Below are 14,297 nucleotides of genomic sequence, written 5' to 3'. Positions count from 1 at the left end.
ATTTATCATTTATTTTATTTCTTAATTCATTCCACTTAACTTTTTCTTTGTTTTTACCTAATCCAACTACTATCTCTTCTATCTTTTCTTGACCTGCATCTATATCTATATATTCAAAAGACCATCTTCTTTTGAATGCGGTATCCATTGGAAACACACCTTGATCTGCACTATTCATAGTTGCCCATATATATAAATTGCTTGGTAATTTTATACTTTTATATTCTTCTTTATTTCCACATAGTTTATCAGCTAAGTACGCTCTCATATCTTCACTAGTTGTGATAGAATATTCACTCTCGCCACCATCTCTATCTAGTAATTGGAATATATCTCCAAATACACTTGCTACATTAGCACGATTGATTTCCTCTATTATAAGTAAATAATTTTCTCCCACAGTTCCTTCATTCTTACTTTTATTTATACTTTTCATAGCTTCTACTAATTGTCTTAAAAATGGTCCTGGTACATATTCATATGTTATATCAGTTCCACCTACTTTAACAGGCTTAGGCTTGTATGTTCCTACAAACTGAGAGTAAGAATAATTAGGATGGAATGTAACTCTTTCAACATTTCCTTCTTTGAAAGATTCTTTTGAATTTTCTTTAAGAGTATGACTTTTACCAGTCCCTGGTGCTCCAAATAATATTCTATTATGTGGGTACTTTATTTCTTTTACTTTTTGAGTATTCATTTCACTAGATTGTATTCTGTCGCTATCGTGTTTATTTCCTAAGTTAAATTCTATTTGCTTTAATATATCAATTCCTTTTTCAGTAATAACATATTCCTTAATGTCACTATCAGTTTGAACTTTTTGTATAAGCTCAACTTTATTCTCCATAAATCCAATAAATCTATAGTTTGAATTTGGTGTATAGTCTGGATTCTTAGGATCTCTACCTCTACCTCTAAATCCATAAATATCATATACCATCGTACAGTACTCAACTCTTCGTTCTTCTGAAGTCGCAGCTTTAAAAAACTTCTCTTTACTATCTGGGAAACCTAATATCTTTCCATTTAAATATCCTTCTCTTAATATGCATAGTATCGCATTATAAATCATATTCATATCTTCTAAACTACTTACCATTTTTATACCTTCAATTAAATATGAACGTATAGACTCAACTGAGTTCTCTAATTCTTTAAATTCATCAGTAAATATATATGTATTATCATTTTTTACTTGTATCAGTTTTAATTCTGTCATTGTCCTAATATTTGTTCTTACAACATCATTACTTTCATCTTTTTCAAAAATATCACTCGCTATCGTAGTTTTACTTATCTCTTCGAGTTGTCTCTCTTCATATATTGTCTTAAACTTTAATATATTACTTATGATATCTCTTGGTGTACTTTTCGATAAACGTAACCCATCTTCTTCTATTAATTCTGCTCTGTTATCAGAATATAATTTTTCAATATTCTTAAATATTTGCTTTACATAATTCATAAATATTCCCCTTATAATTTATCTTTTCTAACGAATATACTATCATATAAGCCTATATTTAAATATAGCATTATATAATTTTTATACATTATTAACTATTTTATTCGCTTATCGATACTATCTAATATATTTACTCCCTTTTTAGTTATCCTATATTCATCTATCTTACTATTGTTAGCTTTCTTTTCTACAAGTCCCATTGCTCTTAGCGTAGTAATAAATCTATAGTTTGCATTTGGAGTATAATTTGCTTCCTCTGGATCTTTATTTCTACCATGGAATCCATAGATTTCATTAACCATCTTACAATAATTTACTCTTTCATCCTCAGATTCAACAACTTTATAAAATTTACTCTTACTATCTGGAAAACTTAATATTTTTCCATTCATATCGCCTTCTCTTAATACGCATATCATTCCATTGTAAATCATATTGAAATCATCTAATTTACTTATTTCACTTAACTCTTCCATTAAAAATGAACTTATTGATTTATGTGAATTTATAAGTTCTAAGAACCTATTTGTTAAAACATATGTCTCTGGCATTGTTTCTTTTAAAAACCTTAGCTCTGTCATCGCTCTAATATTAGTTGTTACAACGTCTGTATCTCCAGTTTGACAAATATCTTCTTTTACCATACGTCTAGTTATTTTTGTATTCTTAGTGTATATATAGAAATCTTTAAATTTAGATATACTTTTTATAATATCTCTTGGAACACTCTTTGATGGTCTTAATCCATCTATTTTTAATAATATTGTTTTGTTTTTTTCATAAAACTTATTAATATTCAAATAGTTCATATTGTATTAATACTCCTTCATGTACAGTTAATTTCTTTTTATAATATTAAAAGGTAGCCTATTAAAAGCTACCTCTATATTTTAATATATATTTTTTATTTATTGCAACAATCTAAATATTCTTTTATTCTTTTAGCTAGTATTTCTCCAAATAAAGGTGGCACAGCATTACCTACTTGTTTATACTGATTTACCTTTGCTCCTTTAAATATATAACTATCTTTAAATGTCTGTAATCTGGCACCTTCTCTTACTGAATGTATTCTTTTCTCTTCATAATGGAAATATGTTCTATGCCCAGTATCTATCGTATGAGAAGCTTTATTTCTATCCATACGCCTTAAAAGACCATTGTATTTTCTTCCACCTCTTAATTCATCTGGTAAATCTTTAATACTTCCACCTTCCGGTACCATTGATATTAGCTTCTTAGTTTCTTCTGTATGAGCTGTTTGGTCATGATTGTTTAGTACATCACAATCACCTCTCATCATCCTCTGAAACTTAGTCATAGGCTCTTTATTATACTTTGTATTATCTTCATTATTATCCAATGAAGGTAAGTCAGATATAGCATCTTCAACTGTAACATATTCTCCAGTAGGCTCTGGGAATTTAAATTCTCCATGGAATAAATCTTCTCTTATACCTACAAAAAATACCCTTCTTCTATTTTGTGGAATACCATAATCTGAAGCTAGTAGAGTATCGTACGATACCTTATAACCTGCTTCTTCTCCTCTTCTTATAATATCTTCTTTTATCAGTCCACCTGCCATAGTTAATATACCTGATACATTTTCCATTAAAAAGAATTTTGGCTTTATTATATTTAGTATTTTAAAATAATCTCTATATAACTCATTTCTTTCATCATCAATTATTCTTCTTCCTGCGGTGCTAAACCCCTGACATGGTGGCCCACCTATAATCCCATCTATCTCACAGCTTATTTTACTGCTTAAATAAGCTTCATCAATTTCTTTTATATCCTTTGTAGTTCCTACTTTTTTTTCTCTATTATAATTATATGTTTCTATTGCTTTACTACAAAAATCTATTGCTAATTCACTTTCAAATCCTTGTTCTTCAAATCCTAAACTTAACCCTCCAGCTCCACAGAATAAGTCTAATAATTTATATTTCTTCATTGTCTAGTACCTCCAAAATTCCAGATGCTAAAGCCTTTGCCAATAATGGCGGAACTGCATTACCTACTTGTCTTAATTGTTGCCCTTTATTTCCTAAGAATGTAAAGCCATCAGGGAAACTCTGAATTCTTGCAGATTCTCTTACTGTTGGAACTCTATCAAACTTTGGATGAAAATAAACATTGTGTCCTGTATCTATCGTTATAGATTGAGATTGAGAATCTAGTCTCTTTAAGTAATTAGAGTGTCTATTATTCCTTTGAGATTTAAACATCTCTGGTGGAACATTTTTCCAATTACCACCTTCAGGTACAAATTTCATTTTATCTTGAACACTTTGAATAGGGTAATATATAAAGTGATTATTTAACTCATCGCCATCTCTCATAATTCTCTGATATTCTGATTTTATAGATCCTAATTTATATCCATATCCAGTTATATCATTTTTAGCAACTTGTTCTATATCATATATGTCTGAAAGTGCCTCTTCTACAGTTACTTTAGGTTGGTAAAACTTGCTCATATTATCAAAATTAAAGCACCCTATATCGTGTCTTATTCCAACAAAAAAAGCTCTTTTTCTATTTTGAGGAACTCCATAGTCAGATGAATCTAATACAGAATAACACACATTGTACCCCATATCTTCTAGTAATTCACATATTTTCTTTCTAGCATACCCATCTTTTGATGTAAGTATTTGTCGAACATTTTCAATTAGAACAGCTTTAGGCTTTATTTCTGAAACAAATCTAAGAAAATCATAAAATAGTTTATTTCTTGGATCTTCCTCTAAATCTTTATTCCATCTATTTAAAGCTGAAAATCCTTGACATGGTGGTCCTCCTACTATTACATCCACATCTTCAAAGTTAGTTTCTTTTACATCAATTTTAGTAATATCCCCATGAATAGCTTTTGAATTTGGGAAATTGTGTTTAAAAGTTTTACTAGCTAACTCATCAAACTCTATTCCACCTACTATCTCAAACTTATCTGTTTCTTTAAACCCTTGACTTATACCTCCACATCCAGAGAATAAATCTATAACTGTATATTTTTTCATTTGACTTCACCATCTTCAACATATTCTAATATATCCTCAACTCTGCAGTCTAAGGTTTTACATATATTATTTAATAGTACTATATCTACTTTCTTTATTTTTTCATTATATAAATCGCCTATTGTGTTTGGCCTTGCACCTATAGCAATAGCTAGATCTTTCCTTGTCATTTTTTTCTTTCCAAGTAGTTCCGATACTTTAATCTTAATCATAATACACCACCTAATTACATAAATGACTACATGTATAATAACTTTAGGTAATATATTTTCAGCTATCATATTATCATTTTTCGTTATTATATATCGCATTTTGTTATTATATATCATTTTCAAAACTATATCAACTGTTATTTATAAACTTGTACATTTAAAAAAAGGCTCTAAATTAGTTTATATATTTAGAGTCCTTTACAGATGTACTTATCTATAAAGGACTCTAAATATATTTTTTCTTAATAATTAAAACCTTCTAACTTTAATTTTTCTTTTATTATCATTAACCTTTTACATTGCTTTGCTGTCGGCATTTTCCCAGTCATATTAAAACTAGATGCTACACCTAGTATATCAATTTCCATAGGTAGCAATATCTTCTTATCCTTTGCCCAAATCAGCATATTCTTCCAGTAATCCGCACCTAGTTGTATTACCTCTAGCTCTGCATTTAGCTCATTATTTAATCTTTGTTCTCTATTAGCCTGTTGCTTACCTTCATCTACAAAATTCTTAGTAACTAGCGTTAATAAAAACTTTTCATTTATAGTCCAATTAGCTTTTTTAGCTCTTGTCCAACAAGCTTCTTTTTTACACCATTCAGTTACGTTTAATGTTGGCCTATCATCTCTAGTTATAAAATTATAGACTTCCTTTGTTGTTATTTTTAGTTGATCCTCTAACTCTTTATATATTTCTTGATTATTCCATATTCGTTTATAGTCAAGTGTATATTCCTTTAAATTCGTTTCAATATAGTTAAATATTATAGCTAGACTATATGTTACTATATTCGCTCTGTATGATTTTATTTCTTTATACCAATCTTGATTAGATACTAATCTTTCTGTTTGTTTAAATAATATAGCTAAAGATATAATTTTTTTAAAATAAAATTCATTGAATTTCTCATTTCCTAATTTCCACTCTTTGTCTATTTGTTCTGCAAAATCTCTCATCCCTGTTTGAGCACCCTTACTTACAGTATGCGGTTTACAGTTATATGTGTTTATATACTTTGCCAACTCAACCTTCTTAATCACTTGAGATTTTGGATTCTTTAATAAATATTTCTTTCTTTGAGCTACACTTAGCTTCATTTGCTCTTGTGTATGTTGTCCTCTAGCTCTTTCATAGAACCATATTGTTTGATATTGATTTCCATTTATAGCAGGTGCATATATTTTTCTTGAAAGTTCTTCAATTCTAATATGGTATGGATGATTCGAGAAGAAATCTGCTTCATCTACTTTATTCTGGCTATTTGCACATCTTGAAATAATAGGTATCATATCTTCTGCTTTTTCATTGTTTACTATTGATAATTTCATTGGAACCATTATATTTGATACATCTTTTTTATCTTGTAAAACAGCATTAGCTATTGATGCCGTAGTTTGTCCACCATTTATTATTTGTAAATCTTTTAGTTTAGTTATAAATAATCCATTTCCATTAGACTCACTTTCAATACCTATAGCTGTAGCTGCTATTCCATTATTATATGCAAAAAACATATCGGGTTCATTAAGTATAGTTGCTCTTATTTGCTTATTAACCTTTCCCCTTATGCTTAAGAATGATCTTACATTTCCTTCTAATAATCTTGATCCATGCTCTATATATAAATTTGCTAAAACATCTCCAGGTATTACAGTAAGATACGATTTATAATTTTCAACTTTACAGTCAGTAGCCAATATACAAGGTAATCCTTGTTTTGTTATTTGTGTAAAATCTATCTCTATACTTTCTCTTGTCATATTCGACTGAGCTATATTATATAATCTACCTATATCCCATACATTTACTTCTACTGGTATTCCATTTATATCCTCTTTTTTAATTGATTTTATACTATTACTTATAACCCTATCTGAAATTATATATATCCTAAATTTCATAATATCTTTTATCTGACTTTGAATTAGTTCGGCTACACCATATCCATTACTACTTTCTTCACAGTTTTTGCATATATATCCACTTATAGCATGTTCTATGAAAGCTTTTAATTTAGAATGTAACTTATTTATTTGAATATTTGTTATAGTAGTCATCTCATCTAAATAACTAAAGTCACTTATTAATAATATACAACTTTTGTCTACCTTATCAAAACTATATCCATCAATTTGTATTTGTTTTTTCCTAGCACCAACCATCTCAAAGTATGACTCTTCAAAATCATCAAATTCTTCTGCTTCTATTAAACAGTCTGTGAAATATTTTATAAATTCACTTTGAATATCATTCATTTCAGATTCAGCTGATACTTTTATATCTTCAATTACCATTTCCCTAAACTGTTGTAATTTCATTTCTTCCCTCCCATATACTATAATTTTCTATAAAACTTAACTCTATATCATAGGATACTTTTACAATACCTTCTGGTAAGTTATTTTTATTTATCTTAGGAAAACTTCCCTCTACTAAATACATCTTTGTATTTATATGTTTATATATATAATTGTCATATATAGTATCTGGATAATAACCTATTTCATTTAGTTTATATCTTAATTGTAATCTTAAATCAAAGTCATCTATATAATTTTCTAATTCATCAACGTATTTATTTATACTTATATAGTTTTCTATACTATTAGTACTTTTATCAAGTACTACCAGTATTAATTTCCCTTCATATATAGAATCTAGTTGCTCTACTGAACTTATTTTTACAGTTAAAGATCCAGAAGCTAATGATTTCACCTCATACCATGTTTCATCTATTTCAAAATCTTTATGTGCTTTGCTAGGTCCCATCCATGATTCAATCGCCTTTTTCTCACCATAATTAGGTATCATATATTCTTTTAGAAATATTAATTCTCCTAATAACCCTTTAATCTCCATTTCACCTAGTAATCCTTGAATAGATTTTTTAAACATACGTCTCCAACTATTCCATCTATTTATTACAAACTTAATAGATATACTCTCATCCATACCTCTTGAGCTTTCTATTATATCGTTGCATAGCCTTAAAAATAATTGGTACATTGATTTATCTAACAAACTAAATGATATTACTATTTTACTATCTACTCTTTTATGTACATTAACTTCAATATATTTAGAAGATTCTATATTTAATATCTCCCCATATTCTATTAATATCATCGTAGGTTTATTGTTGTTATATCCTATAAATATATCTAAGTTGTGGTTTTCATCGATTCGCTTATATGTTCCATTTTCTTTTCCATCTTCAAACTTAATACTTAAATTATTCATAACTATTCGTCATCCCCTATATCATATAAATCATCATTATTTAGTATTTGATGAATTCTATTGGTAGTATATCTAATATATTTAGTTTCATGATTACTAAGTTCAGGTATACCTATACTAAATCCTACAAGTGGAATATCTTGATCTCTAAATTTCTCTTTTATTTCATTGGCTACATCTAAATTAGATTTTTTACAGTCTTTTAAGTCAACCATATAGATTACAAGTAATGGATTTCTATTTATAGATCTAAAGTAATATTTTTGAGGTATATTAGGTTTTTTTTCTCCTCTATATAGCTCATACATATTTTTAACTTTACTTATTTCATTTTTTTCTAATCCTAATTCCCCATTAGAACTAGATCCTATTCTATTTTTCGATCCACTCATTTTTAGTATTTTATTTCCATTCTCTAAAGAGAATGATCTTTCTATTAATGGAATAGAATTTTCTTCATCTATTTTGAATTTTCTATCTGAGTTTCCAGATGCAAAAGCTATATCCCATTTTTCTAGCTCTTGTCCATTATATTTTTCTAAAAATGAAACTATAGAAGTAGTATCAAAAAGTACATTTGATACAGATATATCTACAGTATTAAGTAAATCTACTATATGACTTTTTTGTACATTTTTATAGCAAATATTATTTTTATTTTGCTTAACAGGTACTATTCCTTCTTTCTTTATTACATCGATTAATTTATATACAATGTTTCTATTAATAACATTTTTATTTATATCTGAGTATAAACTTGGGGTTTCTACAACTTCTCCACTTAAACTCACACTAATTTCTTGTGATGAAGCTGTTCTCATTTTATTTCTAGCTGTTACTAATAGTGTATTTATATCAGATCTTACTCTCAATCCAAAATCTTTTGGTGTAAGTTCTGAGCTTTCATATTTTTTTATCTCTAATCTAAGTTCATCTGTAGCTTCACTTATGTGTGAATACCACTCTATACTTTCTTCTGTCATCCATATCTTACATAAATCTTCATAATTTTTTCTATAACCAAACCAACGCCCCATTTGCATTAATGTATCATACATTTTAGAGTTTCTATATAAATAACTAACTATTAATCCTTCAAGTGTAAGACCTCTAGATAAACTTAGTCCTCCAATTGCTATAACTCTTAAACCTACACTGCTATGTTCTTCATAGTTTAGTTTGTTTTGACTTCTTTGGTTTACAATAGCCGTAGTAACTGGTGCTATAGATTTATGAAGAGAATTTTGTATTTCATCCCAAGTAAACTCTGTATCTGCATAGTGTTTATTATATGAATCATATAAATATGCTATATATTTATCTTTAAGAGCCTCATTTCTATCTAATTTACTATATACCTTTACCGATTCTTGTATTTCTTTTAAATATGATAATACTAATGTACTAATTTGCTCTTGTATACTTGTAAATCTACTTACATTTATAAGCATAGATCTATGTGTATTTATATCTCCTCTTAAATCCCTAACTACATTAGCTATTAGAAATGTACATACTGCCTCTTTTAAGTCCTTAGGAATATAATCTACGTAGTAATCACTTTTATGAGTTAACGGAAGACATTCACTTATATCTTCTTCATCTATATTTACTAACATGTTTTGATGTTCTCCCTCTGAACTGAAAATATCTCTTGCTCCTATATAATTAGACGGGGCATTAAGAGAGTATATATAATCTTTTGGGAATAAATCTTCTTTTAACATAGAATCATCATTATCTGGATCTATAAATATATTAGCAAAAGGTGTAGCTGTAAATCCTACATAACTAGATTTACTAAATAAATTTAATAAATCCCTTATCTCTTTATTTATAGATGTAGGACTTCTATCTTCTGGATTAGTATTTATAGATGCATTGTCCGATTCATCATCTACTAATAATAATGATTGATTTATAGTTTCTTCATCATTTTGATTGAACGTTCTTAACCATTTATTTAAATTCCTTAAACTAGCTACATTTTTTTTCATAACAAATATTATGGGTTGATTAATTGTGTTTAAATCAAATATTAAACTTCTTGCAGTTTGTATTTTAAAATCATTTATCGTAGATGTTAGTACCATTGGATATATACTTGGATCAAAATTACCAACTCCAATTAAGCTCTTATCATTATGTTTTATCATAGCTGCACTATCTCTACCCACAAATCCCTCATCTATTCTTAGTTGAGTTTGCTTTCTTAATTTTTCTATAGTTCCTGTAAGTAATACTATAGCTTTATATCCTGCATCTGCTGCTTTACATATTAATCCCGTGTAATTAGATGTCTTTCCTGATTGAACATCTCCTACAATAAGTCCTCTTCGTTGGAAATCTCCATCTATATTTGGATTACCTAAAAGATCTGTTAATGTATCTAACATGTCATCCATAGTATTTACTACATTAGGTGCAAAATTTTGTTGTTGTATTAAATACTTTTTATATCTCTCCCAGTATTTCATATCTAATTCTGATTTCTTATTTAAGAACCACTTTTCATATTTATAATCACCTTGTAGTAATGTACCTAACTCTATTTTTATAGATCTCTCTGACATAACCCTATTTCTAACTTGATTTACCTCTTCATCACTAATTTGACCGGTCATTCTAATCATAGTTTTTAAATTTTCGATTATAGAATCTATAGCTTCTTCTGTGTCTATATTATTAGTTACGATTGTAGTTATCAATAAATTATATAACAAATCTTTACTATTATGCATTTGCTAAAACCCCCTCTTCATCTCTCATTTCATTTAATATTTTCACTAGATTGAAATCTTTACAGTAAGGCTCTGTTTTTATAAATACATCTATAATAGACTTGGTGTCTAAACTTACACTTCTTGCATAATCTAGTTGAGTTTCTATTTCTTTTAATAATTCCGATGTATTTCTATCATCGCTTAGTTCATTCACATCGCCTTTACTAACATCTAAGTAGATACTATTTACAGGGAAATTTTTCTCTAAATTTTCAATTAATCTATCCAGTAGTTTTAATTGATCATCATTTAATGTTTGTTCTAACATCTTTATATGAGGTATATCTTTATTTATTTTATACTCATATCCATCTCTAGACTTTATTCTCTCCCAAACATAGCTGATATCTGTATTACTAGTAGTTTTACGACCTCTATATGAATATACATTTTCACTTGATATAGCTGCATTTTCTGCTGCATTATATAGTTTTTGTTTTATCTTATCTGGAAGACTTGCAGAACTTTTTTTAATATCAATATTCCACATATAGTCTAATGAATTAGGTATATCAACCATAACTCTAGCTAATTTACTTAGTTCATTTTTTCGCTCTAATCTAAACCAAGTTCCCCATATTATTAATCTTTTATTTCTATATACATAAAATCCTTGCTCATTTTTAAACTGTTCTTTACTTCCTACTTTTTTTATATCACTAGTTTTTAAATATTTTGCATGTGGTAGTATATATGGTTTAACAAATACAGTAGATTCATCTATATTAAAACTTTGCGTTCTCTTTAGTTGAGTTCTCTTGTGTGTTGTTAAAAATGGATCTCTTTGTTCTATTTTTTCATTATTTACATATATATTTAAGCCATCATCTAGATATCTATGAAAAACTAATGATAAGTGATCTATAGTAACATCCATATGTTTTTTTAATGTATTTTCTAGATTAGATGTTGATACTTCCACTCTGTCAAACTTTTGTAAAAGTATATATGTTCCTGTATCTACAACATCCAGTAAATCTATCTTAGGAAATTCTTGTATTTCATTTTCACTATATCCTATTACACTCCATGATCCATTTTCTATAACATAATCTAAATCCCATGAGTATGCGGATATTTTTTTATTTTTCTTACTTACTACTACTAATTTACGACATTGCGATAATGATGCTGATTTTAGCCCTAGCCCAAATCTACCTAAGTCATTCTCATTTCTCGTTTCTAATGGGTTCTTACTTCCATATCTCATAGCTTCTTCAATTTCATACTCATCCATTCCATGCCCATCATCAAATATTATTAAATATGGGTCTTCAACTGGATTCATAAATATCTGTATATGTTTTGAATTGGCACTTATACTATTATCTATTAAGTCTGCTATAGCTGATTCAAATGAATATCCTAAAGATCTCATTGATTCTATTAATGCTGGAGCAAACGGAATACTTTCTTTACTAAACATAGTAAACTCTCCTTTTATACTCTTAACATCTATAATACTGTATTTTTTTATCATTTTGTGGGTATATTATAATTATACATTTTTCATATGTCGAAACTTGTCTTTTTTTGCACAATCTGTGTATTCCCTATTTTTTTAGTTTATATGATATATTTTTTCAAATAAATTTAACGTATTTATATTCCTAATATATATTACAATAAAAAAACTAAAGGGTGCCTTTAATACTTAACTCCACACTTATTTACTAGTATCATATTTATACATCACAATTAGAGCATCCCAAATTGGCATACCCTCTAAAACTATTATTTACTAACTTATTTTACTTCACCTTATAAATTATAGTCCATACCTTCTTACCATTTTAAAACCTTTTCAGGTATTTGTTGTATTATTTTCACAATAAATTCAAGTACTAACATTAATACGCAAGTACATTTATTATCTTAATCTTTATACCTAAATACCACTGTTTCACCATCATAAAATTTAATTTTATATTCAACCATAGCTACTATTAGCAGGTACATAGCTATATTTTTAATTGACTGTATGTTAAGTGCCATATGACATGCAAACTATAGATTGTTAGTTCCTATATCTATAGTTTTTATATTCGTCCAAGTTGGATTAATTTCCCCTCTATTTCTTACAACTTTTTCAATAGCTATATCTCTAGCTCCACTTATATATAAACTTTCTTTGATAAAAATGCTCCCCTCTGATATATTAATGCAATTGGATTTCCTGAATATTACCATATATAATGTTCATATCTATAATAAATTTTTCAAACACTACATTGTCATACATTCCCCATCATATGCTAACATTTCCTAAACAATAAATTCTAGGAGGTACACATATGAAATGGTATTTAGACTTCGGTCATGGAGGCAAAGATCCTGGGGCATTAGGATCTAAAAACACAAAAGAAAGCAACACAGTACTAAAAATAGGCATGCTAATCAAAACAAACCTTGAAAAACACTCAGAAAAAGTAATAACAACTCGTGAATCAGACTCATTTTACTCCTTAGAACACAGAACCAACAAAGCAAACAAAGAATCCTGCGACTACTTTATCAGCATCCACATGAACTCATCTACCAACAAAACTGCAAAAGGAACAGAGACCTGGGTATACGACTCAAAAAGCAAAATATATAACCTAGCTCAAAACTTATGCTCTAATTTATCTACTAATATTAAAACATCCAATCGTGGTGTAAAAGAATCTAAAAAATTCTCCGTACTTAAAAACAGTAAAATGCCAGCACTACTTATAGAAATAGACTTTATATCAAACCCAGAAGTAGAAAGCTTATGTGCTAATGAATCTTATATAAAAAACGTAGCTGATACAATATCTTCCACACTACTTTCATATATAGGCAAGGACATTGTATTAGATGATTCCAAATTTTATAAAGTATGTATAGGTGCTTTTAAAAATAAAAACAACGCTATTAGTGTTAAAAATGAAGCTATTTCAAAAGGTTTTAAAGACACCTATATAATATAACCCCACCTCGGGAAACACGACCCCCTGTTTCAAATGTTTTTTTCAAATACTTTCTTTGAAGACTCAAACCCCTTCCCTCTATAATTATCTTAACAATACAAAAGGAGGTGAAACACATGGCTGTTAGTGAAACTAAAAATCCATCTGCTTTAAAAATAAAGCTAGATTGTGGACTTAACGATAATGGTAAAACTATTGTAAAATCTAGAACTTATTCTAACTTAAAACCTACTGCATCTACTCAAGATACACTAGATGTTGCAAAAGCTCTTATATCGTTACAAGTTAATGATGAACTTGAGATAAATAAGCAAGATAATACTATCTTGAATTAGTTATCTAATAAATTTATGTGAAAGGAGGTGTTTTTATGGAAACTACAAAGAAGTTAGTAATGTCTTTTAAGAATTCTTTAGGAAGATTTGTTTCTATATCGGTTGATGATCCTAGGGAAAATGTAACTGAGGCTGAGATAAAGGCTGTTATGAGTATGATAGTTGAGAAAAATATATTTGCTCCTAATGATGCTGATATAGTGGAAGCTGTTGAAGCTAAAATAGTTGTAACAGATACTACTGAATTTGATTTAGTTGTGTAGTAGTACA

The 14,297-nt window shown here is 28.2% G+C and carries 13 protein-coding genes; 3 read left to right on the top strand and 10 right to left on the bottom strand.

Annotation, left to right across the window (positions count from 1 at the left end):
* The 10 genes from ACRCYC_RS08710 to ACRCYC_RS08665 form a co-directional block, all read right to left on the bottom strand.
* A partial coding sequence (locus tag ACRCYC_RS08710; protein WP_438618721.1) for an McrB family protein occupies window positions 1-1,468 on the bottom strand: 1,468 nt, incomplete at its 3' end.
* 95 nt (window positions 1,469-1,563) lie between these two features.
* Window positions 1,564-2,277, bottom strand: coding sequence for a hypothetical protein (locus tag ACRCYC_RS08705; RefSeq protein ID WP_438618720.1), 714 nt, complete (start codon window positions 2,275-2,277; stop codon window positions 1,564-1,566).
* A gap of 95 nt (window positions 2,278-2,372) precedes the next feature.
* Entirely contained in the window at window positions 2,373-3,428 is a 1,056-nt protein-coding gene (locus tag ACRCYC_RS08700) for a DNA cytosine methyltransferase (protein ID WP_438618719.1), read from the bottom strand.
* Window positions 3,415-4,497: a DNA cytosine methyltransferase gene (locus tag ACRCYC_RS08695; RefSeq protein WP_438618718.1), complete on the bottom strand. Its 1,083-nt coding sequence runs from the start codon at window positions 4,495-4,497 to the stop codon at window positions 3,415-3,417. Before ACRCYC_RS08695 ends, ACRCYC_RS08700 begins: the two co-directional genes overlap by 14 nt.
* A complete protein-coding gene (locus ACRCYC_RS08690) occupies window positions 4,494-4,808 on the bottom strand; it encodes a helix-turn-helix domain-containing protein (protein WP_438618717.1) in 315 nt (104 codons plus the stop codon). Before ACRCYC_RS08690 ends, ACRCYC_RS08695 begins: the two co-directional genes overlap by 4 nt.
* A gap of 143 nt (window positions 4,809-4,951) precedes the next feature.
* Window positions 4,952-7,033 (bottom strand): AIPR family protein, encoded by a 2,082-nt coding sequence (locus ACRCYC_RS08685; RefSeq protein WP_438618716.1) that lies wholly within the window; start codon window positions 7,031-7,033, stop codon window positions 4,952-4,954.
* On the bottom strand, window positions 7,014-7,955 hold the full coding sequence (locus ACRCYC_RS08680) for a PD-(D/E)XK motif protein (protein ID WP_438618715.1): 942 nt from the start codon (window positions 7,953-7,955) through the stop codon (window positions 7,014-7,016). The genes ACRCYC_RS08685 and ACRCYC_RS08680 overlap by 20 nt, the downstream gene beginning before the upstream one ends.
* A 2-nt stretch (window positions 7,956-7,957) precedes the next feature.
* Window positions 7,958-10,696 (bottom strand): Z1 domain-containing protein, encoded by a 2,739-nt coding sequence (locus tag ACRCYC_RS08675; protein ID WP_438618714.1) that lies wholly within the window; start codon window positions 10,694-10,696, stop codon window positions 7,958-7,960.
* Window positions 10,689-12,164: an ATP-binding protein gene (locus ACRCYC_RS08670; RefSeq protein WP_438618713.1), complete on the bottom strand. Its 1,476-nt coding sequence runs from the start codon at window positions 12,162-12,164 to the stop codon at window positions 10,689-10,691. The genes ACRCYC_RS08675 and ACRCYC_RS08670 overlap by 8 nt, the downstream gene beginning before the upstream one ends.
* Window positions 12,165-12,745: 581 nt before the next feature.
* Entirely contained in the window at window positions 12,746-12,928 is a 183-nt protein-coding gene (locus ACRCYC_RS08665; RefSeq protein WP_438618712.1) for a hypothetical protein, read from the bottom strand.
* A gap of 104 nt (window positions 12,929-13,032) precedes the next feature.
* Between ACRCYC_RS08665 and ACRCYC_RS08660 the strand changes: the two genes are divergently transcribed.
* The 3 genes from ACRCYC_RS08660 (at window position 13,033) to ACRCYC_RS08650 (ending at window position 14,290) form a co-directional block, all read left to right on the top strand.
* Window positions 13,033-13,692, top strand: a complete 660-nt coding sequence (locus ACRCYC_RS08660; protein ID WP_438618711.1) for an N-acetylmuramoyl-L-alanine amidase family protein — start codon at window positions 13,033-13,035, stop codon at window positions 13,690-13,692.
* Window positions 13,693-13,808: 116 nt separating this feature from the next.
* On the top strand, window positions 13,809-14,027 hold the full coding sequence (locus ACRCYC_RS08655; protein ID WP_438618710.1) for a DUF1659 domain-containing protein: 219 nt from the start codon (window positions 13,809-13,811) through the stop codon (window positions 14,025-14,027).
* Between the two features lie 35 nt (window positions 14,028-14,062).
* Window positions 14,063-14,290 (top strand): DUF2922 domain-containing protein, encoded by a 228-nt coding sequence (locus ACRCYC_RS08650; protein WP_438618709.1) that lies wholly within the window; start codon window positions 14,063-14,065, stop codon window positions 14,288-14,290.
* The last annotated feature ends 7 nt before the right edge of the window (window positions 14,291-14,297 follow it).

This window comes from Paraclostridium sp. (assembly GCF_051657365.1).
Lineage (GTDB): Bacteria > Bacillota > Clostridia > Peptostreptococcales > Peptostreptococcaceae > Paraclostridium.
The sequence above is the reverse complement of the archived record's forward strand: the minus strand, read 5'-3'. Positions and strand labels throughout refer to the sequence as shown.

What these genes read in the sequence shown, in the direction of transcription:
- ACRCYC_RS08705 (WP_438618720.1), bottom strand. Translation starts at nt 2,277, where the DNA reads ATGAACTATTTGAATATTAATAAGTTTTATGAAAAAAACAAAACAATA.
- ACRCYC_RS08700 (WP_438618719.1), bottom strand. Translation starts at nt 3,428, where the DNA reads ATGAAGAAATATAAATTATTAGACTTATTCTGTGGAGCTGGAGGGTTA.
- ACRCYC_RS08695 (WP_438618718.1), bottom strand. Translation starts at nt 4,497, where the DNA reads ATGAAAAAATATACAGTTATAGATTTATTCTCTGGATGTGGAGGTATA.
- ACRCYC_RS08690 (WP_438618717.1), bottom strand. Translation starts at nt 4,808, where the DNA reads ATGCGATATATAATAACGAAAAATGATAATATGATAGCTGAAAATATA.
- ACRCYC_RS08685 (WP_438618716.1), bottom strand. Translation starts at nt 7,033, where the DNA reads ATGAAATTACAACAGTTTAGGGAAATGGTAATTGAAGATATAAAAGTA.
- ACRCYC_RS08680 (WP_438618715.1), bottom strand. Translation starts at nt 7,955, where the DNA reads ATGAATAATTTAAGTATTAAGTTTGAAGATGGAAAAGAAAATGGAACA.
- ACRCYC_RS08675 (WP_438618714.1), bottom strand. Translation starts at nt 10,696, where the DNA reads ATGCATAATAGTAAAGATTTGTTATATAATTTATTGATAACTACAATC.
- ACRCYC_RS08670 (WP_438618713.1), bottom strand. Translation starts at nt 12,164, where the DNA reads ATGTTTAGTAAAGAAAGTATTCCGTTTGCTCCAGCATTAATAGAATCA.
- ACRCYC_RS08665 (WP_438618712.1), bottom strand. Translation starts at nt 12,928, where the DNA reads ATGGTAATATTCAGGAAATCCAATTGCATTAATATATCAGAGGGGAGC.
- ACRCYC_RS08660 (WP_438618711.1), top strand. Translation starts at nt 13,033, where the DNA reads ATGAAATGGTATTTAGACTTCGGTCATGGAGGCAAAGATCCTGGGGCA.
- ACRCYC_RS08655 (WP_438618710.1), top strand. Translation starts at nt 13,809, where the DNA reads ATGGCTGTTAGTGAAACTAAAAATCCATCTGCTTTAAAAATAAAGCTA.
- ACRCYC_RS08650 (WP_438618709.1), top strand. Translation starts at nt 14,063, where the DNA reads ATGGAAACTACAAAGAAGTTAGTAATGTCTTTTAAGAATTCTTTAGGA.